We start from the raw sequence: 21,838 nt of genomic DNA on the forward strand, positions 1-21,838 counted from the left end.
AAAATCTCCAAACAGCCTGATGTCTCGTCCTGAAAATGGTTGACACTTTTGTTTTTCAAATATAGTAAGTGTTTTAATTTCTAAGAAGTTTCATTTAACTTACAGTACCACGATAAAGCGGAGGCAAGCTCTGCTGAGGAGCAACTTGCCAAGGAATAGTCGTTTGGTCCGATAGCGTTGCTATTTTCAGACCGGGCCTTGACAGGTTCGGTCTTCTTTTTCCAATTATATTTCTTTCCAATAACGCGTTCGGTATCATGCCTTGTAAAACCTTCGTCATGTACTTGGTTAGGTGTTAGATTTCCTAAACTCTCGTGTGGTCTCATATCATTATAGATTTTGATAATTTTAATGATGTATTTTTTCGGGTTGATATTTGTTTCTCCTGCAATATCCTCCAGCCACTCTTCCTTTAGGATTCCATTTACTCTTTCCGCTATGGCATTTTCATGTGGTGAAGCGGGCTTCGTCATACTGATCCAAACTTTCTTCTTTTTCAATAGGTCGGTGTAATCATAACTGCAGTACTGTACCCCACGGTCCGAATGATGGACAAGGGAATAATGGTTAATGTTTTCTTGAGACTGGAAAGCCACCTTCAGGGCTTCAAGTGCTGATTCAGCCTTCAGATCCAGAGAAAGATTCCAGCCCACTATTTTCTGGGAATAAGCATCCGTAATAAGATACAGATACATGACTTGCCCATTTAGTAAAAGGTAGGTAATATCGGAAACCCATAACTGGTTGGGCCTGTAGACAACCATGTTTTCTACCAGGTTATGGTACTTCCTAAGCCAATGATGGCTTTGGGTAGTGAAAAACTTCCTTTTTCTTTTGGTTACTAATAACCCGTTCACTCGAAGCAAATCAAACAGTTTATCCCTGCCTATCTTGATTTTCATTCCTATTAGGTCTTTCTGAATCAGAGGGTTTATCTTTCTCAACCCCCATCTGGATGTTTTGGCCTTCTTTCTGATCTTTAAAACAAGACTCAAGACCACCTCTTCCTCAAATGCCCCGCGGTAAATATAATTTAAAGCTTTATAGTAGCCCTGCCTGCTCTTGCCAAACAATTCACAAAGTTGGGCCAAACTTACTTTTGGTTCTTCTTCTCTGAGTCTTTGAACTGTTTGGCACCAGACTTTTTTTCAAGATCTAGCCCATATTCTTCTTTGGCAATATCTACCATGATCTGGTATGCCCTGCCCTTCAAACGGCTAAGCTTCAGCTCTTCTTCAAGTTGCCTTATACGGGCTTTTAACTCACTATTGGAATCCTCTTTTATTGCCATGTTTTTTAAAATCGGAAGAGGATCTTTAGGAAGCCTTCTTTCAAGACCAGCAAAAATCCTCATCCATTCCAAGATAGCGGATTTGCTTTTAATTCCATAAATATGCCTTGCCTGTTCTTTGCTTAAAGTACCTGAAAGTACTTCCATAACGATTTTTCTCCTTGCATCTTCGGAGAACTTTTGTAATTCACTCATTTTGTCCGATTATAGGTTTACAATTTTTAATTAAATTGTGTCAACCTATTTCAGTACACGACCTGATTTTCTAGCGATTGCAACACTTCCCGTAAACACGGGACAGGCTTCACCCCTGACTATTGTCAGGACGGAGAAATCCTATTACATAATCCGGCTTTAATAGAATACATGGAATTGAAAGGCTTGTTATTCCAATATTTCTTTGTACAATGGTAAACACATATCCGTTTTTAGATTTAAATTTATACTTTTAACAGGGCAAGCTTGAATTTACAAGCTTGAATAGCCATCCATTTACAGGTCATGTTTAAGGTTTTTCCGAACAGCGCAAGGATTTCCAAATGCCAAAACATCATCAGGAATATTCTTCGTTACCACACTTCCAGATCCTACGGTTACATTATTCCCAATTTTCACTCCTGGCAAAATGACTGTATTTCCACCTATCCATACATTGTCCCCAATGGTAACTGGCTTCGAAGATGTTAAATAACGGGAACCATTATTTGCATCTACAATTCTTTCAGAAGCATTCAAAGGGTGGACAGAAGTATATATTTGCACATAAGGGCCAATCAATCCATTCTTTCCAATTGTGATGTAATTGTTGTCCAAAAACATGCAGTTTAGGTTTACAAAGGTATTTTGACCAATTGAAATATTAGGGCCGTAATCACAATAAAAGGGCGCCTCAATCCATACACCTATACCAATTTTCGCTAATAAAGCTGTCAGAATCTGCTCTCGCTCTTTTAAATCCTCCGAGTCAAGGTTATTGTATTGCTTTATGAGCTTCCTTGCATTATGGTACATTTTCAGTAATTCCGGATCTCTGGAATTATAAAGGTCTCCATTAAGCATTTTCTCTTTCTCTGTCATGCTGATTTTTTTATTGCTCTTCTTTTCCCTTATCAAGCTTAACATTAAAGTGGGGCACCTTATAATCTTTTGGTAAATAATCGGCCGGTATGGTGGTCATGTTCCCATCCCTTGCTGCTCTGTAATGAGGCGACAAAATTTCAATATCACTTTCATTACACACGTCCTGAATGTTCTGGTGAAGGCTAGAGTAGATAAGTGCCTGCTTGCTTGCCTCACGTGTATAAGCGTTGATCTGGTAGGCGACATAAAAATCTTCCAAACTGGTTTGCAGAACATAGGGCGCAGGTTCATCCATGATCATGTCAGTCCTTCTAGCAGCTTCGATAAGCACCTTATGTACTTTTGGCCAAGGAACATCATAACCAATGGTCACCGTGGTATTTACGATTAAGCCTTTGTCTTTCGCCTCAATACTATAGTTCGTGGTGTTTTCTGTAAGCACTGAGGAGTTTGGAATAGTGATAACTTCATTTTTTATGGTCCTCACTCGAGTCACTAACAAGGTTTTTTCAATTATATCCCCAGTCACATTGTCAATCTTAATCCGGTCCCCAATTTTAAATGGTCGCATATAGGTAATCACCAATCCAGCTACCATATTAGAAATGGCGGAAGATGAACCTAAAGAGAATAAAACGCCTACAAATACTGAAACTCCTTTAAAAATAGCAGATTCCGACCCGGGTAAATAAGGGAAAATTAGCACAAACATAAAGGCATACAATAAAAACTGAACAATGCTAAAGGTCGGCATAGCCCAATCAGAATGAAAATCGGACAAGACCAACTTCTCAGCCTCAATTTCCTGAAAGATGTACTTTACGAATTTAATGACATACTTCATCACAAAGTAAATCACTAGAATTTTAAAAAGGTTGGGAATATATGTCCAAATAGATATTAGCAGTCCTTTGAATGGTGACCAAATGAGATAAAATAGTGTATTGGCCCAATCCCGAGAAAATGGAAAAATACTGAAAATGATAGGCAAGGTGATGTATAACAAAAGGAAATAGACAAACCAACGCAAAACCTTAATTAAGAAAAGTAATATTTGGGTTTCTTGATCTACCGTAAGAAAGGTATAATCCTTATAGGATAAGTCTTGAAGCCATTTTTCCTTATTAATATCAAAATTAATTACCAACCTCGTATAGCCCTTTCCTATAAGCCCAATGAAAACCCAGGCCACAAGCATTACAAAAAAAACCAAGCCTATCCTTGATAACAGCTTTAACCAACTGTTTTCGTCTTTGGCTTGGACAATCGCCGATTTTATTATTTGTTGAAAGTTTTCAGACAGTTCTTTCTTGCTCTTTCCGTACCAAAGCGCATCATTTTCCGATACACTTGCAATGATCAAATCCTTATAAACAATATCATAAGTTTCTTCCGTGTCTGATATCCGGATAGAATCCTCGATTAAAAAATCATCTTGGTAAAGTTGGTTAATTTTATTGCTGATACTTACCGCTCTTTCTTTAGGTGAAGCCGCACCCATTTTAGTGTAAATATAGAATAACGTATCATTTTTGAATCCCAATACTGGATACCCCTTGGCGGTATTTTTTAATGAATCAATTTGGGCGATTTTATTGGCAATTCTCCGTTTTTCGTTTTCTTTGATCGTTTCTAGCTGTTGGATCAAATCTATTTTTTGAAGGTTATCTGTGGTTTTAAGCTTTAATAGCTGGGCTTCTAATTCTGCCTTTTTCAAGGAGTCAGCAAGCCTCTCCTTTTCAACCTCAGCTAATTTTCTATCGTATTCGAGTAAATTCGCATTGTTTATTGAGTCATTCTTTAGGGCCAAACTATCTGTCTGCCCATAGGTAAACAAGTTCATCCCACACAAAAGAAAAAGACCTTGTAATACATTTCGAAAATTCTTCCACATAGTAATATTATAAGTTATAAATATAGTAAAAGAAGGCTAAAAAAAAAGATGCTTGCTGAAGCCCCTCAAAAAGCAATAAAAATGTTTATTGTACCTTATTTTAGACATGTTTCAACATGATTTGGTAGATTTAAGAATAAAATCTACCTTAACCTCTACCAGAATCGGCAGATGCCTAAAAGATTAAATAAGATTTCTTCAGAAAAATGGAAGCAGATTTTGGAAAGAAAAAACACCTGAGGAGGCCTTTTGTTTTAATTTTTAAAGTCTTTTAAAATACAAATCTATGCCCAGACCAAAATCGAAAGAAGAGCTAATAGTTTTAAGTCAAAAAAACCTTGACAAGCTTATTGGTATGGTAAATAATTACCCAGAGCAAAAAACAGTTCAGGAATTTCCTGCAGGAACATTAAACCGAAACATTAAAGATGTTCTGGCTCATCTACACACTTGGCACCTGATGATGTTAGAATGGTACAAAGTAGGAATGAATGGGGACAATCCTGCTATTCCTTCTCTTGGATTTACCTGGAAAACACTTCCTGAACTAAACAGGAAGATTCAAGACGAGAATAAAGGCCTCCCACTATCCAAGGCAATCAATTTGTTACTTGAGTCTCATGGAGAGATTCACAAAATAATGGACAAGCATACGGATGAAGAGCTATTTGAGAAAAAAAGATACCATTGGACCGGTAGCACTTCACTGGCTGCTTACCTGATCTCGAATACTTCCAGTCATTATGATTGGGCAATAAAACTTATAAAAAAAGCACTAAAATGAAATACGGCTATACGATATTCTATGTTAACAATGTACAGGAAACCATTGCATTCTATGAAAAAGCATTTGGGTTCCAAAAGAAATTTGTGACCCCTGAAAATGACTACGGCGAATTAATCTCAGGAGAAACCACCATATCCTTTGCTTCGATAGGCTTAGGCAATGCCAATTTTAAAAAGGGATTTAACCTTTTGGACAAAAGTGATAAGCCTGTAGGCATGGAAATGGCCTTCGTGACCGAGAACATTGAAAAAGACTTTCAAAAAGCGATTGAGGCAGGTGCCAGCGAATTTGAATATATCAAAGAAAAACCCTGGGGCCAAAAAGTGGGTTACCTTAGGGACTTAAATGGTATAATTATTGAAATATGTACACCTATTGATAACAAATAGAGTTCACTCAAAATTATAGGATCTTCCTATTCACCCGCTTCATTCTTGAGCATCAGGGGCAAGTTCATAACAGCCTATGGTTGGAAAATTTCGTATTTCATTCCCCTCAAGATCAAAGAAGTTTTTTATAGGTGTAGCTGCACCAATTAATGGGGATCCATGAGCTGGGCGGTAATTTCCACCAGCCATGTCTACAAAATAAGAGGGCTTTAAAGGACTTACAGAAGTTATAATATCACCTCCACCAGAACCTGCCAACCTGCCAAATACAGTATTGATAATAGTTGTAGCTGCCCTTCTATCTATTTTTCCCGGAACGGTACAGTTACTTATCACTGTGCCAGAAGTATCCTGAAAAACTACAATTCCAGGAGAATCACCAAGATTACACATTTGAATGATGGTGTCAGTAGCATCCTGAGCGATAGTAAGCCCACCTTTTGCCCTGGAAGAATTTACTACATCTATATTGATAAAATAAATACCTATTGGTGTTTTATCAGTCGGGCCATTGTTAACGGATTGACAGATAAACCGTGTACAACCATCTATCAGGATGTGTTTAAATCCTGAATTTTTAATCCTAAAGCTATCGTCTAAGCCATTATGAGATACATGTCGAAATGGGTTCATTGCATCCATATATCCTTTAAGGTAAAACCACTCATAGGTATGGGCCTCTGCTCTGATCTGAATTCCTAGGCTTCTTTTATTATCTAAACATTGCAAATCAGCATATTTTAAATCCACAAACGGTGCATTAGCAGCTGATAAAGGCGTTTCTGAGTCTATTATAGACGTATGGCATCGAAAATTTCGACCTTTTACCCCCCCTCCCTCAAACTTAATGGCTCTATGTTTACTATCGTATGTTTCAATATCCTGAAACAAGGCTTCCAAAAACCCTGAATCCTCAGCCCCTGGATGATTTTTAACCCAGAAAAAACCATCTTCCCAAGTAAGTACTGTACTACACTTCAACCTTATAAACCTATTTCCCTTACCATACATCCCGACTTGATAAGGATACCATGGCCCATCTCCATCAAAATCCGTTTCAATATCCATAATACAGATATTATGGGCTACTCCCTCTGGGTTAGTTTTCATCGTAACAGATGTCCCATTTAATCTGGCATCACCTACATCGCAAAATCGCTCAGAAGATTTATTGTTACTACCGTCAATAATCGGCCTTGGGCCTTTACCCCATGCACCTAAAGTTAGGTATGCAGGTCTCTTACCTCCAATCAAGGGATTTTGCACTTTGGTCCAATCTTCAATACGTTGACCTCTTTTCCACAAATAAAAATACCCAGCTTTACCTGTTGCAATTGCTGGGGCACTTCCATAAAAATGGTCCTGCCATCTTTTATAAGGATTATTTCTAGTTCCTTCTCCTTTACCATCTACCTTAAAGTCGAAATAAACACAGTTTTTAGCAGGAATCCTGTAAACCTTGCAAATGGTATCTTCAAAGTAGGTTTCAAATAATTTTACCCTTACCGTTAAATACCTCGTTGAAACAAAAAGCGAAGACTTTTCTATTTTCAACTCCCCCTGTGAAGAAATGGAAAAAGCCTTATCAGAATTCCCAGACCTGATTTCGAAACTATAAGAAGGGTCATCAATGGATGTTCCCCACCTTCTATTGAAAAATTTTTGATGACTCCATAAAAAATTTACCTTTCCAACATTATCTCCATCATCACAGTCTTCTGGTAAAATATAATATTGATGGTAAATAGGTTCTTTGGAAGCAACTTCAGGAGCCGTCCGAATGTCTTCAATATGTGTAATTGGATGTTTAAATGAAGAATAATCTACCATAGTGCTCCCTATCATGCCTTTTGATAATTTTACCAGTCCTTGTATTTACCGGACTCAATTATTGAAAAAAACACACTACTACTAAATTTAATGGTGCCTAAACTCGGAATATGCAATGGAACTTCTATTACTTAATGTAATTACATTGAACACTATTGCATAATCCGGGCTAAAATATAAAAATAACCCTTTGAGGTTCCCAATTCAAGGGTACAAATAATTTCTTTTAGCAAAACTCCTAGAAAAACCCCAACTAAGCTAAATACCTTCCCCTAAGTAGTAATACACTAGAAAACTAGTCTATACAAACTTTAGAACTATCAGAAACCAGGGTCTTAAAACTATGAAAATGCTTTTTATTGTTGCCACCAATTGGGTTCACTGATAACCATACTATCCAACTCTATCTGTTCCCCAATTCTAGGTGTAATTATACCGATTCCCAGTTCCCTGGCTTTTCGAGAAACTCGCTCCACAGGATCTGTCCAGGTATGGTGAGACAACTTAAAAGCTCCCCAGTGAATCGGCATTATCATTTTAGCATTAACATCTACTCCCGCCATTGCCGTTTGTTCGGGAAACATATGCACTGTTGGCCATAATTCATTGTATTGCCCACATTCCAGTAAAGCCAGATCGAAAGGCCCATACCTCTCGCCAATTTCTTTGAAATGGGGTGCATATCCACTGTCCCCACTAAAGAAAAGGTTTTCGGTAGGTGATTGGATGATCCACGAAGACCATAGCGTTTGGGCCCTATCGGAAATACCCCGACCAGAAAAATGTTGGGCTGGGGTACAACGAAAAGTCAGTTCCTCAAAACTTACTTCTTCCCACCAATCTAATTCTACTATGTTTTCTTTTGCCACTCCCCAGGCTTCTAAATGTGCCCCTACACCCAATGGGGTATAGAAAGTCTTCACTTTGTTTTTTAACTTTTGGACGGAACCGTAGTCCAAATGATCATAATGATCATGGGTAAAAAAAACAGCATCAATAAAAGGTATTTTTTCTATAGCTATGGGAAGCTCATCACTAAAACGCTTGGTTCCCAACATCGGGTGGGGTGCAGGAACTGTTCCCAGCATGGGATCAACGAGAATGATTTTATTGCTTATCTGCAGGAGAAAAGTTGAATGACCAAACCAAACCAGTCTGGTTTTTGGCCCGTACTCTATTATATCTAAAGAATCAATTTTAAGGGTTTCAATATTTTGATCGGGAACAGAATGAGGTATGGTTTTTAACATTCCACCAATGGCTTTGAGCATGTCCCTTCCGCTTAAGTCCATATTGATATCTCCATAATTGACAAACTTTCCTTTTTTGAAGTGATCAGATTTGGAATAAGCCAATCTTTGCTCTTCACTGGCTTTTCCTCCAAATTCAGGGCTAAAATGAAGGAACAAAAACCCTCCGATGACAATTAGGGCAATGGTTCCAATGAATAATGCTATCATAGTGTATATAATCTTCTTAATTCTTTTCATTTATTTAAATTGTAATAGACTATCGCAAGTTGAAGACAGTGATTTCTAATCGGTCCTAAAAATACACGCTTTTCAAAGTAGTTCTTTAAAAATAATTCTTTCAATAAAGTTCAATTTATTCTGAGGGCAGTGTAGAAAAAATTTCATTCTTTACTCTTGTTAGAGTTTATTCTAAAGTTAACGGGTAAATAGCATTTCTGGTTGATTTAATTTTTTATATTAAAAAAGCCCCTGTTAATTCAGATCCTTCTAAAATGGAATTATAGAGCTGAATTTACAAATAGTATTTTTCAAAGGCATTTCTTCCCTGTTTTAAAATCCAACAGGATTTAATTACCTTCGTTTTTTCATCAAAATAGTTTAGAAAATGGAAATATCAGGAAAAATCATACAAGCACTTGAAGAACAATCTGGAAACGGCAGAAACGGAACCTGGAAAAAAAGAGACTATATTCTGGAAACACCTGGTCAATATCCAAAAAAGGTATGTCTTACGGTTTGGGGAGACAAAATAGACCAGTTTAACATTCAACAAGGGCAAGAAATTACTGCAAGTATAGAGGTTGAAAGTAGGGAATTTAACGGCCGCTGGTATACAGATGTTAAAATTTGGAGGGTAAATAATTCAGGAACTGCTAATGCCACTCCTACAGCTGCTGCACAAAAAAATGATATGCCAGATGTAACCACCTTTAATGACGATAGTGACGGTGATGTTTTGCCTTTTTAAAAGCTGGGTTTAAAGGGATGTTTCCTAACTAGAGCACAGAAGGTTTCAAATCGCAACTTGCTAATAGCCATTTTCCTCTACCATTTATATGGCACATTACAAATCAGAGGTTACCGGTTGGAAAACAAAAAAGGCGGGTGCCAATTTAAGCGTCCGCCTTTTTTTAATTTTTATTCTAACTTACTATTTAACACCTTTTTCCAACCCAGCTCTTCAACATTCTTGGCAGATTCCTCTACTTTATCAGAAAGCGATTGCTTAAAGTTTACCAAATTTTCAGAAATTTCATCATCAAAAGCTGCAACGATAGAGGTTGCTAAAATTCCTGCATTCTTACCTCCATTTAGCGCCACCGTGGCTACGGGTATTCCTGAAGGCATTTGTAATATGGAAAGTATGCTGTCCCAACCATCTATGGAGTTCGAAGACTTAACCGGTACACCAATTACCGGCAAACTGGTTAAGGAAGCCACCATTCCTGGTAAATGTGCCGCTCCACCAGCACCAGCAATAATTACCTTAATGCCTCTCTTTTTGGCTTCTTGAGCATAATTGATCATGCGAACCGGAGTCCTGTGTGCCGAAACTATGGTCAGTTCATACCCCACATTCATCTCTTCCAGAAACTTAGCTGCTTCAGACATTATGGGGAGATCTGATTGACTACCCATGATGATTCCTACTCTTATCTCGCTCATGCTTTTATTTTTATAAGTTCTTTTATTCTTTCTGCTTTTTCCTTTAGTTGGCTTGGCTCATCCGCAAGAATTGTCACATGGCCCATTTTCCTGAAGGGCTTGGTTATCTTTTTACCATAAAGATGAAGATATACCCCCTTTTCTTTTAGGGCTTCATCCATCCCCTCCACAATAGCCTCTCCTGTAAACCCATCTTCACCTAATAGGTTGACCATGGCAGCAGGACATAGCAATGCAGTATCTCCCAGGGGCATCCCCATTATGGATCTTAAGTGCTGTTCAAACTGAGAAGTGTAGTTGGCTTCTATGGTATGGTGGCCACTATTATGGGGTCGAGGAGCTATTTCATTCACCAATAACTCACCATCCTTTGTCAAAAACATTTCCACTGCCAACAAACCGACCATATCAAGCTTTTGAATTACCTCTTCAGCCAATTCTCTGGCTTTCGCATCCACTTCAGGACTAATATTGGCTGGTGAAAATAAGAATTCTACCAAATTGTGTTCTGGATGAAAAGCACATTCTACTGAAGGGAAACTTTTTACTTCTCCTGCTTCATTTCTAGATACTATCACTGCCAGCTCTTTGTCAAAATCTATTAATTTCTCTAATAGGCCTGGCGCATCGAATGCCTTTTCCAAATCATCGGCATTCCTCATCATTTGTACTCCTCTACCGTCATACCCTTCTTTTCCAAGCTTATTTACTGCTGGTAAAAATTCAGCATTGCGTTTTACTTCCTCCTTGTTTTCTGTTAGAATAAATGGGGAGGTAGGGATGCCTTGATCCAAGTAAAATTGCTTTTGACTTCTTTTATCCTGAATAAGTGCAATAATATGCGGTTGAGGAAAGACTTTTTTTCCTTCCTCCTCAAGACGTAAAAGGGCCTCAGTGTTAACATGTTCTATTTCAATGGAAATAACATCACAATTTTTCCCAAAATTATATACAGCTTCGAAATCTTTAAGGTCTCCATTTACAAAATTATTGCTAAGGTATTTGCAAGGCGCATTGGGATCTGGATCTAAAATATGAACCTCAAGGTTGTAATCAATGGCAGATTGGATAAGCATTCTTCCCAATTGTCCTCCACCCAATATACCAAGAGTTTGTTGCTGATAGTTTTTCTGCACGATGTTGTAATTTTACATTTTTTATACTTCAAAATTAAGGAATATCCGGGATTATGTTGCAGTGATCAAGTGTAGCAAATAAAATTTATCTAATAAGAAGGAAGGAAATTCCCTTTAATTGGGTCCTTCAATGGCAAAATTCCTTTATGACCTAAAATAAAAAGGGCTACCCAAATGGACAGCCCTGATTTATGCTTTTTAATTCATTGCCATTGCTAGACAGATCTACCGCTAATAAGGCGAAACAATACGGCTATAACAGCCAATACTAGTAAAATGTGAATTAGACCACCTACACTATATACAAAGGCTCCTAATATCCATCCTATTACAAGAATAATCGCGATAATATACAATAATGAACTCATGGTTGTTTTGGTTAGTTTTGTTTATATATTTTAAGATTATATATCCAATATTTATGCCAAAATAAATATCCATCCTTAACTTAACCTGCGTTCTCAATTTTTATACCCATCAATTCCATTAACTTTTGTGCATTGAAATTAGGGCAAGGTCCTTTCTTTATGGTATAGTCAAAAACAATTTCATCCTTCTGAATATCATGATGAAAGCTATAGTTAACCAAAAAGGGCAACTGCTCTTCCAAGGTGCTTAGTTCAATATCGTGTGTAGAAATAATGCCCTTCGCATTGCTATGTGCCAACTGTCTTATTAATGCCTCACTCCCAAGCACTCTGTCTGCAGTATTGGTTCCTTTCAAAATTTCATCAAGCAGATAAAATACCGGTTCTCCTGCAGATGCTTTTTCTAATACGCCTTTAATTCTTGCCAACTCAGCATAAAAGGAACTTACACTCTCCCCAAGGCTATCCGTATTCCTCATACTCGTATACAATAAGAAGGGACCGGTACTAAACGACCTAGCGAAAGGAGGAATCCCCATCCCAGTCAAAACTAAATTAATACCGAGTGTGCGCATAAAGGTTGTTTTGCCCGACATGTTAGAACCTGTAAGCAGTACTACCTTTTCATTTTCTTTCAAATCAAAATCATTGGCAACACAGGTCCCCGGGTCAATAAGTGGGTGCCTGATCTCTTTACCTATGAAAGTAAATTTTTCTTCCCACTTTACCTGAGTAGTCAAGTTCTCTTCTTCCATAAAAGCAGCCATAGAAACCAAGGCCTCCCAGGTTTCAAAGGTTTCTTCCCACTGCTTCATCTTTTGGCCTGCAAGCTGATTCCATTTTTTCAGTCGATACAAGACATAAAAATCAACCCAAAAAAGTAGGTTGAAAATCAGGTACAACATATTGGTTCTGTTCTCTACCAAGAAAGTGAGACTTTCCAATTCCTTAAGGGCCTTTGAGGCTAAAAAATCCTTTTGTTTAACAGGAGTTTGATGTTTGATAAGCAAAGGGTTTTCAAATTGCTCTCTTTCAAGGAGCTTCGCCCAGGCTTGTAATGTTTTTAGGTCATTGTCATTAGGCAAGGCCTTCATCGCCTCCATCAAAGGCTTAAATATGAATCCCAAAAGCCCCATTCCGACCAGAATGAAAATACTCAAGTATAAGGTAGAAAAGACACTGTACAGAGCACCAAATAAAACGACTAAGCCAACAATTGGCCCCAAAATCATAGGTAGAAAATACATGGAATGCCATGGCTGACTGTTCTTCAGCCAGGCATAAAACCTTGCTTTTCCGTCAGGAGCCTTGTCCTTTTTCATAAAAGCCTTTCCAAAGGCTTCAAAAACAAAAAGAAAGTCCTTTTTACCGCTCAGCTCAAACAATGCCTGTTGTTTCTCTGAAGCATTCTTTGGGTCTAGAGGCGTTTTCATCCAGCTAGCCAGTCTAGCTTTTCCTCCCCGGCTTACGGTATGATTCATCATTTGAAACAATGAATGCTCACCAAATAAATCCAAGTCACTGGCGAAAGGGTGCGAGGATTCCATAAATTCCGATCCAGTGTCAAATTCCTTCAACTCTCTCTTTTTACGCTTTTCCCTGTTCCCGTTCATCTCCTTTACAGCCTGATAAAAACGCTCTCTGTCCTTTTCCTTATTGAATTTTAGGATAAGGGATACAAAAACAAAGGTTACCGGAAAAAACAGGATGAGTAGCCAGTGTATTTCGGAGATGCCAACCACAAGAAGCACAAGCATTAACAGGAAAAGGCCAAGCCGCCCAAAGGACAACATAAGCACTTTGTCCCGGATTGTTTCTAATTTCTTATCCGGATCGGAAAGGTCAAATTCAGTATTCATGAAATAATAGATATTTTGTCAAAAATCGGATATCTGGAAATAAACAATGGTTTTATTAATCACCAAATCAACAATTTCTCAGTCTAGGCCTATTAAAATATAAATGTAGTATAAAAAGTTAAAACTATTGGAGCGATTCCAATTAGCCCGGATGTAAAACCAAAGCCCAATACCATTTCTTCATATTAGGGGCTTTGCATAAAATGACTCGTCGCCTACACCCTAATATGAGGGTGTAGGCGACAAGCCCGTTGGGTGACATAAAAATTCTATGGTCTATTAATAGGAGGGATTAAGCAGACACCTTTCTATCTGCAATAATAGGTCTCTGGTTTTCGGTCTTTATTTTCAAGCCAATTAACAAGGCGCTGATGGATGTGATAAGCCAAAAAGCATCTATTAGAAATATATCAGAATAGCCACTTGCCCAACTTACCCAAAGCCAATTTCCTGTTACCATTCCATTGGCCAATGGAACCAATAAGCCTAAAACACTACCCAAAATAAGGGTATATTTATTTGTCAAGGTATTGTTTCTCATAAAGGTAAAAATCAAGGTCAGTAGGAGCCAGGACCAGAAATAGGTTTGGAAAATAAAACCTACTCGATCTGCTGAGGGATCTTGAAGTCCTAGTTTTACCATAAGGAAAGTAAATGCAGTGACAGGATACATGCTTAGACATCCTGCCAGATAAAACCACACCAACCAGGCATTAAACTTTCGCTTGGCAGGGGATACATGTTTTTTATCCCTAGCCACCAACCATATCATCACCCCAGAAATAATCACAAAGCAAGTGACAATTCCCATAATAAAATAAATCAATTTGACGGCAATGCCCCCAAAATCTCCAAAATGTAGGCGTTGCAATACTGCCCTCGATCCATCTATATAAGAAACATCTTTAAAAGGATTTTCTTCGCTAACAATCTCTCCTGTGGAAACCTTATAAGTAATACTCCCTGAACTGGCGAATTTGCGGTCAAAGTCTGATTTACCTTCAAACTTAACATGCATGTTTTGGTCTCCATAATTGAAAATATGAGCGGAGCGGATGTCAAAATCTGGCCATTTTTCCTTGGTCTGTTTCAGGAATGGGTTAATGGAAAACGCACTTTGAAGGTTTTCTCCAGAAAGGGCATAGCTTGGAGGGTTAAATCCAAAATCATCATATGCCTTTTCTATATTGTCTTCATAAAGAAACTTAACAAATGCAGGTGACATCAACGTGGTTCCCACAATCAGATAAACCCCTGTCAATGCGAATATGAATTGGTAAGGCAAGCCAAGAATGCCTAGCGCAGTATGGGCATCAGTCCAGAGGTTCTTGATACTGGCTTTAGGCCGAAACATAAAAAAATTACTTATAATTTTCTTCCAATGAACCAGGACACCCGTAATAACGGCAAATAAAAAAAAGAAGGCCACTATACCTGCCAGCAAATAACCTGATCTACCATAAAAATTAAGCTGCGCAAAAAAGTGTAAACGATAAAGAAATTCCCCCAAAGAGTAGGAGCTCCTATAATCATACGTTTTCATATCCTGCGTGTTCAAGTACATGAAAGTGCCTCTCCTTCGTCGTTTAGGACCTTTTTCTTCCAGGTTTTTTGCTGGGGATATACTCAAAGACAAACGCTGTTCATCATAGTATTGATTAAAGCTAATGTCCCTGTTTACCAAAGTATCATTGGTTTTAAGAGAATCAATCACCCGATCAAAATCCATGTCGCTCATCTTCCAACCTTGAGCCAGCGGTTCATTTCTCTCCCAACTGTTGATCTCATCTCGGAAGAAGGAAAAGGAACCGGCGAAGAAAATGACGTAAAGAGCCAGGCTGATGAAAATGCCTGATATGGTATGGGTATGAAAAAGAATATTGTAAATCCTGTTGCTCATCAGTGTGGAATTAATTGGTTGGGGATTGAAAGAAATAAACGATCGCTGAAAAACAGAGGCTTAGCAGCAAATAAACAGTCCATACTTTCCATCCTTTTTCTGCAATAAATGCCAGAATAAGTAGTGTAACCCAAAGTAAGAACCCACCAAATACAAGGGTATAAAGGACAGATGCCTTGTCCAAAAAAAAGGAAAGCGCGAGAAAGAAAGAAGAGGTAACTAAATAACCTCCAATTAAGCCCGCAGAAATCCTTGAAAAGCGGTGTAGGAAGTCCGGCGATAGGTGTTTTTTATTGGCTGGCATAACTAAAATAATTCAAGGATAAATAATATGCCAAAACCAATAAGTAACCAGACAGCTTTAATCTGTACAAGTGGAGAAATTAAAACCACCAGACTACCAATCGTCATTAGGATACAAAGGAAGGCGAAACTACCTGATCCTATTCCCAAGGCGAGAATTGAGCATATAAGTCCGATGACCAGAAAGATGGGGCCCAACGTTTTGGCTAATTTTACATTGGATATAAACCATGCCTCCAAAGCTGCCGGCCGTAAGATCACGGCCTTGCCAGAAGTTTGGTAAAAACATTCTAACCCTGCCAGGGTAAATAGTGTACTTAATGTAATCATCCTTATAACTTTCTCTAATTCTTTATTTTACCTTTTTTTATACAATCCGCCTATAATTGCCATTCTTAAACCTTAACAAGAAACACCATCAACCTATAGCAAAATAGTACTGCCTATTTTCGGCCTATATTGTTCCTTTACCAAATCCATTAATTAAACTCACATTATGCAATAGACCTTCTATTACTTAATCCGGGTTAAAACATCAGGGCGACCACGAAGCAATAATGGTCGCTCTGATGCAAAAAATTCATATAAAAAATTATAGGATCTTAGCTTAAAAGTCAGCTTAAAAAATACCCACTGTCGTAGTATGAAAGTCAATCCACCTCAATCACTTGAGTGGCACATCTCCAAATTGCTTTTAAACCAGAAGGATCATCAGCTTTAAATTTGTCTGTATAAGTTACTTCTACAAAATATTTTCCCTTACTGTCCATGTCCAACTTGGCCTTTCCTTTTTTGCCTGTAAGAAACTCCTGATTTTCTTTGTCTGGTCCCAAAACATTGATGGAAGCATCAGGCAGCACATTGTTTTTGTAGTTTACCTGGAAGGTAGATGAATTCGGTTTTCTTGTTAATGAGAGGTCCCTTGCTTGTTTTGGAACGGCTTTACCTTTTCCAGCCCATACCTGAGCAAAAGCATTGAACTGGTAAGCGGTAGTCCCTTTTAAAACCTTAGCAGTGTGACTTATTTGCAATTGGTATTCGCCTTTCTCCTCCACCTTAAAGCTACCTTCAAAATGAGCTTCTTTTGCCAATGGCTCCAGTTTGGTCTTTATCCCTGATGGGCTGATTAGCCAAAGTTCAAAATCCTCCACATCTGAATACCAGTCTGCGACGGACTCAATGGCATCTTCATGGTAATCCGCATAATAAACTTTGAACTCATGTGTATTTCCAAGCTCAGTAGTGGAAGAAGTGTGTATCCACAATGCATGCGCCTGCGCAGCAATAGCAAATAGGCTAAGCAGCAGGGTCAGGCAAACAGTATTGAATGTTGAATTTTTCATTTTCCAATAATTTTCTTATAATTTTCGAATCATTTCTATTAATTGTAGCTGTTCGTTGGCTTCGATGACTCCAGCTTTTAAGGTGTAAAACTCTTCTTCAGAGAATGAAAATTGAATGTCTTGGTGATAGGTTTCAATGATCACCCTGTCGATCCCATCAATGCAAGGGTATTTATAGGTTTCAAAATCTAATTGCTTTAAATACCTAATGAAAGCCGAAAAGTTAATCTCGTCAAAACCTATCATTACCTGATGATACATTAGCCCCATTCTGGAACAGTCCATACATTTTGTGAAAATGAAATCCTTGTTTTGATAGATAATTTCGGTTTTACATGCTGACATCTTCGGATATTTAGGGTTTTACAAGACTCTGATTTCTGACTATGTACTGATTTACCTAAGTGATCACTTTGATCCTCAAGTAGATGTTTCCTGAATTAGCTAGGTTGAATTTTTAAACTCAATTAGGGCCTGGGTTTAGTTGTCACATTCGCTGGCCGAAACAAATAGACAATTCACCCAGGACTTAAAATTTTTCTTAAGAATGGATTAATCTGCTGGGTCCAGGTGGCTGATTGCAGTAATTCTTCCTCCTTCCACTTTCAAACCTTCTTTGGCCGTAGCACTATTGGCATTGAATTCATACACCCAGCTTCCTTCTTCTGTGGTGATACCTATATAAGCCAGGCCGTCCTTTGCAGAATAATTATTGATCGTCACATTTACGATCGAAGCTTCTGCGGGAGTGCCCGTCACCCACGTAAAAGTCTTGTTATATACATCCGCTACACCGAAGCGATTGCCAACAGTATAAGCACCTTTCTCTTTATTCATGGTTACAATAAATTTACCGTTACCCGCATAGGTGTTTGCTGTGATGTAATAATCATCAGCCAGTTCCTGCACATTGAAATAGTAGGATTCGTCAAATGCTAATGTTCCCTTATTTATTCGTGTGATAGCCGAAGGAAGCGTAGAAGTCATTTGCCCATTAGAGGAAGCTACGGAACCTGAAAAACCATAGGCATCACCCTGCTCATCCACTTCCAGGCCTGAAAGAAAGTACCTGCCAAGAAAACTGGTTCGGTCATCTTTGATCACTGTATTTAATTCCATGCTCGGGTAATCAAACACTGCAATCCAGGCACTATCAGGATAGTTCGTTCCGAAAGTGTCATTGCAGCATGCTTTGATACTAAAGTAAGGAGCGAAAAGTTTGTCACCTACCTGAGTGACCCAAGAGAAAAATGCTCTTTCCCCATTGTCAGCTATTTCTTCTTGATTCCAAGTGCCTTCATCGACAATCTGCAATTGATCAGCATCCATTCTATACCATGAGGCAAAAGGATTGGTCTCACTACGGCTTATTTTCACCATTACGATATCATCATCCATCGCACCAAAAGCCTGCACTGTTTCTGACTGGAAATCAGACAATTTCTCCAACTCACCTTCGGCATTCAATTCATAAGTAGTCACGGCACCCGGATTTCCCTGCCCGTAAAGCATGCTGAAGAATTTATTTTTGTGCGTCACATAATACCGGTATGTCCCGTCTTGTTCCACACCATTTCCTAGTGTGCTCACCGTTCCTTCGCTCAGGCTTTCAGCAGTCAAGAGATAATCTGCTACTCCATCAGAAGAAATAGGAGTGGATGCAATGATATAGCGGCTTTCAGCGGCCGGTTGGCCAAGGTCTGGTTCGGGATCATCTGTAGGATTACAGCTAGAGAATCCGACAGTCAAAGCTGCCGCAAAAGCTAATAGGTAGTTAAAATTGGTTTTCATAAGAATTAGTGTGTAAGAATTAATAAATAAAATATCTTATTTTGCCTGAGAAGCTCCGCCCTGGTTTCTGCAAGCTGAAATTATCATAGAGTTTATTGTCCAGTAAATTTTTGCACTCAGCAATCAGCTGAAGTCTGCCTTTTTCTCCAGTGGTAAAAGTGAGATTGACATCATGAGAAAGCTGCTGAGGTACATCAAATTTCTCAGCTCCCAAGCTTGGCCAGTAGAGGTAAAATGCATGCACATAAAGCAGGTTGTATCCGATGTTAAGGTCGTTCCCTTTGCCAAAAGCATCCTGAAGCATCAGACTTGCATCAGCATTCCCAAAGAGGTATGGCATATTAGGTACCCGATCACGATAGACTATACTTGAAGTCGTTTGACCTTCTTCAAATTCCGTATTGTTTCGAAGGTTTTGATAGGTAATATTGGCACCAGCGGAAAGCAGGTTTTTATAGGACCACCGGATTTCTCCTTCCACACCGATATTGGTCACGCTGTAGAGATTGTCCATCACTTGCATCGCTTGGTTGTTATTTAGTCTGGCACGGATGAAATCTTTTGCGTCACGGTAGAAACCATTGGCAGAAATGTCAACCCGATGATCTCTGTTGAGTTGTTTCCAGATACTCAGACCCAAGTTATAGTTGTAACTGGTTTCTGGCTTTAGGTCCAAATTCCCCTGCAGGTTCACCATGTCACCAAAGAGTTCTTCTGGTTCCGGTAGCCGGTAGCTTTTCTCTAAAGAGGCTTTGGCCTGAATATTTCCTGTGATAAAATAGGAACCAGTAATCCCATATCCCGGGTAGGTGAAATTTTCCCTTTCATTGCGATAGGCCACATCTCCATAATTCCCTGTGGGATTATAAGACAAGGTAAAATAGTTGGTCTGCTTGTAGATTTTAGTAAAAGCTGAAACGCTGGCTTTCTCTTCCCAATTCAACTGATAGCTTAAGCCTGTTATATTCTTTTGACTTTTACGAGGTTGCTCGTATTTATCATTATATGGATTAAGTGCATCGCTCCCAATTCGATTAAAGCTATTGAATACATTGCTGATGGCAAACGTATGAATCCCAAAGTTGTAATGGGCATTTGCAGTGAGGACAGCGTTATTGTTATTAAACTTGTAGCGTGTGTACGAGCGTTCTCCTCCTGGCACCTCATATTCTTTGTACTGCTGAAACCAATTGTAGCGACGATTGACCGTATCGATGTTTTGTTCAGAACCAAAATTGTAATTGGCATTGACATTGACATCCAGTCCTTTCGTAAAAAGGTCTCTCTTTTGATATTTAAAGGTCGGCATCAGGATTGTTCCCCTGCGGTGCCACTGCCCAAAGACTGACACCAATCGAGCTCCAGTCTGTACTTCTGAGTAATTTTTCCCAGCAGTTAGACCAATTAATAGTTTGTCTGCATAAGATTTCCCTTGAACACCAAGTTGTGTAATTACCGTCTCATTGTGATAAGTATCGTGAAATCTACGGACCCGTTGATTTGGGTAATATTTACCTGTCTCTATATCAGCTACATCTACATTAACCCAATAGTTGTTGTCAGAATAGTTCTGAAAAGCATTCAATTGAAATGTAAAGCCGGATTCTGCAACAAAAGCTGTATTGATGACCGACCTATGGGTATTGAAGGAACCATAAGAATAAGATGCATCTACATAATTTTTACGAACGTTTTTTGTAACAATATTCACTGCACCTCCAAGGGCATCAGCTCCCAAACCAATAGGAACAACACCTTTGTAAACTTCGATGCGCTCTGCAAGATTGATGGGGATATTGTTGAGTTGGAAAGAGGAACCAAAATCATCCATTGGAATCCCATCAATAAAAAATTTAACCTGCTTGCCTGAAAATCCATTAAGAGAGAAATTCATCCTTGAGCCAACTCCTCCACTTTCCCTTACCCTAACTCCAGAAACCCTGTCTAAAGCATGTCCAAGGTCCAAATTGGTATGGTGAAGCTTCCTTGCGTCTACAACTTCAATATTGAAGGCTCGTTCTCTGATTTCACTTAGCTCTGATTTGCCAAGTATTGTAAATTCCTCAAGGTCAGTAGCCTCTTCAGTTAATTGTATATTAAGGTTTTTGTTGTTACTGCTCGCAGAGATAATTTCCTCATAAGGTTCATACCCTAAAAATGAAAAAACGAGTGTAAATTCCTTATCTAAAGCTAAGTTCAATTTAAACTTACCTTCCTGATCAGTAATAAAGCCCTTATTTAAGGGTTGGACGCTTATCAAAACACCAGGAATCGCTTGTCCCTGTTGGTCGGTTACAATACCTGAAACAGTCCTGTTCTGTTGTGAAAAAACAGAGGGAGATTGCAAAAGGCATAAAAATACTAGTAACAATATTTTGTTATATTGCATTGCTTTTTAATTGGAGAATTAGGAAGTAGATTACCTGAAGCCTTACAGTTGCCGCTGTAAGGCTTCTTTTCTATTACTATTATTATTTAGATTAATTTTAAATTAAAACAAATCTAAGGCTTGGCAATTAAGTAGCCAAACGATTTAGTAATTAATTTTTATTTTTTTTCCTTGCCTACACACAAGTTATTTATTGAATGATATCCATTTAAGAAACCGTTAATATTAACCCGAAATAGACAATAGACATTCTATTACGTGCTGAAATCGCTTCAAAATCAGCCACTTCGTTGCTGTTTTCAATTTCACCATAGCGGTGCTATGCTAAAATCTCCAAACAGCCTGATTTTCTTGCGATTGCAACACTTCCCGTAAACACGGGACAGGCTTCACCCCTGACTATTGTCAGGATTGAGAAATCCTATTACATAATCTGGGTTTAATCCAGTCACAAAATAAAAAAACTAGCTTCCCTGAGGCATTGCCTAGCGAATTAGAAGCATATAGAATTGAGATATTCAGAAAAACCATGAATTAATACCCGCATATAATTACGCATT

At 38.5% G+C, this 21,838-nt stretch carries 20 protein-coding genes; 4 read left to right on the forward strand and 16 right to left on the reverse strand.

Going from position 1 to position 21,838, the window contains the following annotated elements; translation table 11 throughout:
• Window positions 1–80 precede the first annotated feature (80 nt).
• From CA2015_RS08265 to CA2015_RS08280, 4 genes are all read right to left on the reverse strand, one after another.
• Window positions 81–1,091, reverse strand: a complete 1,011-nt coding sequence (locus tag CA2015_RS08265) for an IS3 family transposase (protein WP_048640785.1) — start codon at window positions 1,089–1,091, stop codon at window positions 81–83.
• A 2-nt stretch (window positions 1,092–1,093) separates the two neighbouring features.
• On the reverse strand, window positions 1,094–1,486 hold the full coding sequence (locus tag CA2015_RS08270; protein WP_048640786.1) for a hypothetical protein: 393 nt from the start codon (window positions 1,484–1,486) through the stop codon (window positions 1,094–1,096).
• 297 nt (window positions 1,487–1,783) lie between these two features.
• Window positions 1,784–2,368 carry a sugar O-acetyltransferase gene (locus CA2015_RS08275; protein WP_048644428.1) on the reverse strand — a complete coding sequence of 195 codons (585 nt, stop codon included), beginning with the start codon at window positions 2,366–2,368 and terminating at the stop codon, window positions 1,784–1,786.
• Window positions 2,369–2,378: 10 nt separating this feature from the next.
• Window positions 2,379–4,265: a mechanosensitive ion channel domain-containing protein gene (locus tag CA2015_RS08280; RefSeq protein ID WP_084011699.1), complete on the reverse strand. Its 1,887-nt coding sequence runs from the start codon at window positions 4,263–4,265 to the stop codon at window positions 2,379–2,381.
• Between the two features lie 286 nt (window positions 4,266–4,551).
• On the opposite strand from CA2015_RS08280, the gene CA2015_RS08285 reads away from it, so the two are divergent.
• Both CA2015_RS08285 and CA2015_RS08290 read left to right on the forward strand, forming a co-directional pair.
• Entirely contained in the window at window positions 4,552–5,049 is a 498-nt protein-coding gene (locus tag CA2015_RS08285) for a ClbS/DfsB family four-helix bundle protein (RefSeq protein ID WP_048641484.1), read from the forward strand.
• Window positions 5,046–5,441 carry a VOC family protein gene (locus tag CA2015_RS08290; RefSeq protein ID WP_048641485.1) on the forward strand — a complete coding sequence of 132 codons (396 nt, stop codon included), beginning with the start codon at window positions 5,046–5,048 and terminating at the stop codon, window positions 5,439–5,441. Before CA2015_RS08285 ends, CA2015_RS08290 begins: the two co-directional genes overlap by 4 nt.
• Before the next feature lie 39 nt (window positions 5,442–5,480).
• Here CA2015_RS08290 and CA2015_RS08295 read toward each other — a convergent pair whose 3' ends face one another.
• Complete coding sequence (locus CA2015_RS08295; protein ID WP_157470383.1) at window positions 5,481–7,286, reverse strand: hypothetical protein; 1,806 nt, start codon at window positions 7,284–7,286, stop codon at window positions 5,481–5,483.
• Between the two features lie 341 nt (window positions 7,287–7,627).
• Window positions 7,628–8,761 (reverse strand): MBL fold metallo-hydrolase, encoded by a 1,134-nt coding sequence (locus CA2015_RS08300; RefSeq protein ID WP_240477948.1) that lies wholly within the window; start codon window positions 8,759–8,761, stop codon window positions 7,628–7,630.
• Window positions 8,762–9,128: 367 nt separating this feature from the next.
• On the opposite strand from CA2015_RS08300, the gene CA2015_RS08305 reads away from it, so the two are divergent.
• Window positions 9,129–9,491 carry a DUF3127 domain-containing protein gene (locus CA2015_RS08305; protein ID WP_048641488.1) on the forward strand — a complete coding sequence of 121 codons (363 nt, stop codon included), beginning with the start codon at window positions 9,129–9,131 and terminating at the stop codon, window positions 9,489–9,491.
• 170 nt (window positions 9,492–9,661) lie between these two features.
• On the opposite strand, the gene purE is transcribed toward CA2015_RS08305, so the two are convergent.
• The 6 genes from purE to CA2015_RS08330 all read right to left on the reverse strand — a co-directional run bounded on the left by purE (window position 9,662) and on the right by CA2015_RS08330 (window position 15,756).
• Entirely contained in the window at window positions 9,662–10,189 is a 528-nt protein-coding gene (gene purE / locus CA2015_RS08310; RefSeq protein ID WP_048641489.1) for a 5-(carboxyamino)imidazole ribonucleotide mutase, read from the reverse strand.
• Complete coding sequence (locus CA2015_RS08315; RefSeq protein WP_048641490.1) at window positions 10,186–11,325, reverse strand: 5-(carboxyamino)imidazole ribonucleotide synthase; 1,140 nt, start codon at window positions 11,323–11,325, stop codon at window positions 10,186–10,188. The genes purE and CA2015_RS08315 overlap by 4 nt, the downstream gene beginning before the upstream one ends.
• Before the next feature lie 215 nt (window positions 11,326–11,540).
• Window positions 11,541–11,693 (reverse strand): lmo0937 family membrane protein, encoded by a 153-nt coding sequence (locus tag CA2015_RS24820; RefSeq protein WP_157470385.1) that lies wholly within the window; start codon window positions 11,691–11,693, stop codon window positions 11,541–11,543.
• Between the two features lie 80 nt (window positions 11,694–11,773).
• Window positions 11,774–13,552, reverse strand: a complete 1,779-nt coding sequence (locus CA2015_RS08320) for a MutS-related protein (RefSeq protein ID WP_048641491.1) — start codon at window positions 13,550–13,552, stop codon at window positions 11,774–11,776.
• 292 nt (window positions 13,553–13,844) lie between these two features.
• Window positions 13,845–15,452 (reverse strand): PepSY-associated TM helix domain-containing protein, encoded by a 1,608-nt coding sequence (locus CA2015_RS08325; protein ID WP_048641492.1) that lies wholly within the window; start codon window positions 15,450–15,452, stop codon window positions 13,845–13,847.
• A gap of 10 nt (window positions 15,453–15,462) precedes the next feature.
• Window positions 15,463–15,756, reverse strand: coding sequence for a hypothetical protein (locus CA2015_RS08330; protein ID WP_048641493.1), 294 nt, complete (start codon window positions 15,754–15,756; stop codon window positions 15,463–15,465).
• Between the two features lie 27 nt (window positions 15,757–15,783).
• On the opposite strand from CA2015_RS08330, the gene CA2015_RS24825 reads away from it, so the two are divergent.
• Window positions 15,784–16,038 carry a hypothetical protein gene (locus CA2015_RS24825; RefSeq protein ID WP_157470387.1) on the forward strand — a complete coding sequence of 85 codons (255 nt, stop codon included), beginning with the start codon at window positions 15,784–15,786 and terminating at the stop codon, window positions 16,036–16,038.
• Window positions 16,039–16,405: 367 nt separating this feature from the next.
• Here CA2015_RS24825 and CA2015_RS08340 read toward each other — a convergent pair whose 3' ends face one another.
• The 4 genes from CA2015_RS08340 to CA2015_RS08355 form a co-directional block, all read right to left on the reverse strand.
• Window positions 16,406–17,098 carry a hypothetical protein gene (locus tag CA2015_RS08340; protein ID WP_048641495.1) on the reverse strand — a complete coding sequence of 231 codons (693 nt, stop codon included), beginning with the start codon at window positions 17,096–17,098 and terminating at the stop codon, window positions 16,406–16,408.
• 15 nt (window positions 17,099–17,113) lie between these two features.
• On the reverse strand, window positions 17,114–17,443 hold the full coding sequence (locus CA2015_RS08345; protein ID WP_157470389.1) for a DUF6686 family protein: 330 nt from the start codon (window positions 17,441–17,443) through the stop codon (window positions 17,114–17,116).
• A 207-nt stretch (window positions 17,444–17,650) separates the two neighbouring features.
• Window positions 17,651–18,889: a DUF4374 domain-containing protein gene (locus tag CA2015_RS08350; RefSeq protein ID WP_048641497.1), complete on the reverse strand. Its 1,239-nt coding sequence runs from the start codon at window positions 18,887–18,889 to the stop codon at window positions 17,651–17,653.
• A 19-nt stretch (window positions 18,890–18,908) separates the two neighbouring features.
• Window positions 18,909–21,278: a TonB-dependent receptor gene (locus CA2015_RS08355; RefSeq protein ID WP_048641498.1), complete on the reverse strand. Its 2,370-nt coding sequence runs from the start codon at window positions 21,276–21,278 to the stop codon at window positions 18,909–18,911.
• Between the last annotated feature and the right edge of the window lie 560 nt (window positions 21,279–21,838).

The organism is Cyclobacterium amurskyense (assembly GCF_001050135.1).
Taxonomy (GTDB): domain Bacteria; phylum Bacteroidota; class Bacteroidia; order Cytophagales; family Cyclobacteriaceae; genus Cyclobacterium; species Cyclobacterium amurskyense.

Excerpts from the sequence above, each read along its gene's own strand:
- CA2015_RS08270 (WP_048640786.1), bottom strand. The coding sequence starts at position 1,486 with ATGAGTGAATTACAAAAGTTCTCCGAAGATGCAAGGAGAAAAATCGTT.
- CA2015_RS08275 (WP_048644428.1), bottom strand. The coding sequence starts at position 2,368 with ATGACAGAGAAAGAGAAAATGCTTAATGGAGACCTTTATAATTCCAGA.
- CA2015_RS08280 (WP_084011699.1), bottom strand. The coding sequence starts at position 4,265 with ATGTGGAAGAATTTTCGAAATGTATTACAAGGTCTTTTTCTTTTGTGT.
- CA2015_RS08285 (WP_048641484.1), top strand. The coding sequence starts at position 4,552 with ATGCCCAGACCAAAATCGAAAGAAGAGCTAATAGTTTTAAGTCAAAAA.
- CA2015_RS08290 (WP_048641485.1), top strand. The coding sequence starts at position 5,046 with ATGAAATACGGCTATACGATATTCTATGTTAACAATGTACAGGAAACC.
- CA2015_RS08295 (WP_157470383.1), bottom strand. The coding sequence starts at position 7,286 with ATGATAGGGAGCACTATGGTAGATTATTCTTCATTTAAACATCCAATT.
- CA2015_RS08300 (WP_240477948.1), bottom strand. The coding sequence starts at position 8,761 with ATGAAAAGAATTAAGAAGATTATATACACTATGATAGCATTATTCATT.
- CA2015_RS08305 (WP_048641488.1), top strand. The coding sequence starts at position 9,129 with ATGGAAATATCAGGAAAAATCATACAAGCACTTGAAGAACAATCTGGA.
- purE (WP_048641489.1), bottom strand. The coding sequence starts at position 10,189 with ATGAGCGAGATAAGAGTAGGAATCATCATGGGTAGTCAATCAGATCTC.
- CA2015_RS24820 (WP_157470385.1), bottom strand. The coding sequence starts at position 11,693 with ATGAGTTCATTATTGTATATTATCGCGATTATTCTTGTAATAGGATGG.
- CA2015_RS08320 (WP_048641491.1), bottom strand. The coding sequence starts at position 13,552 with ATGAATACTGAATTTGACCTTTCCGATCCGGATAAGAAATTAGAAACA.
- CA2015_RS08325 (WP_048641492.1), bottom strand. The coding sequence starts at position 15,452 with ATGAGCAACAGGATTTACAATATTCTTTTTCATACCCATACCATATCA.
- CA2015_RS08330 (WP_048641493.1), bottom strand. The coding sequence starts at position 15,756 with ATGCCAGCCAATAAAAAACACCTATCGCCGGACTTCCTACACCGCTTT.
- CA2015_RS24825 (WP_157470387.1), top strand. The coding sequence starts at position 15,784 with ATGCCAAAACCAATAAGTAACCAGACAGCTTTAATCTGTACAAGTGGA.
- CA2015_RS08340 (WP_048641495.1), bottom strand. The coding sequence starts at position 17,098 with ATGAAAAATTCAACATTCAATACTGTTTGCCTGACCCTGCTGCTTAGC.
- CA2015_RS08345 (WP_157470389.1), bottom strand. The coding sequence starts at position 17,443 with ATGTCAGCATGTAAAACCGAAATTATCTATCAAAACAAGGATTTCATT.
- CA2015_RS08350 (WP_048641497.1), bottom strand. The coding sequence starts at position 18,889 with ATGAAAACCAATTTTAACTACCTATTAGCTTTTGCGGCAGCTTTGACT.
- CA2015_RS08355 (WP_048641498.1), bottom strand. The coding sequence starts at position 21,278 with ATGCAATATAACAAAATATTGTTACTAGTATTTTTATGCCTTTTGCAA.